A 409-nucleotide genomic window follows, 5' to 3' on the forward strand; every position below is an offset into this window, starting at 1 on the left:
GTGGTCTGATTCGCACGAACATGCACAGTGGTCATGAACCAGATCATACGGCGGACACAGTACAACTGTGCCTACCGATCATTAATCGATGCGAGGATCGCCGTCCAACGGTGCGAACACGGAATCGAAATCCGGGACCACCGCATCGCACGAGCACCACAAGTCCACACCAACAGTGACCGTCATCGAACCGCCATGGATACCACCCGACGGGCCCCGCGGAATCCACGGACCGCAGAAGAATTGAGTGCCACGATCGAACGCGCAGGACACTGCCCGCATCATCGCTCGTGCGTCATCGAGCGCGTCGCGTGCGAGCGAATCCAGTTCCTGCAATCGAGGCATCGAATTATCTGACGTGCCGCGGTAACAACGAAACACCACCACCTCGAGGTCTGCCACGTACAGG

General features: G+C 58.4%; 1 protein-coding gene. It reads right to left on the minus strand.

Annotated elements, in window-relative coordinates; translation table 11 throughout:
• Window positions 1-81: 81 nt before the first annotated feature.
• The coding region (locus AC3XQU_RS23060) for a hypothetical protein (RefSeq protein WP_489876487.1) at window positions 82-409 on the minus strand (328 nt) is incomplete at its 5' end.

The sequence above is a fragment of the Telluria sp. AZSoR62 genome (assembly GCF_058111565.1).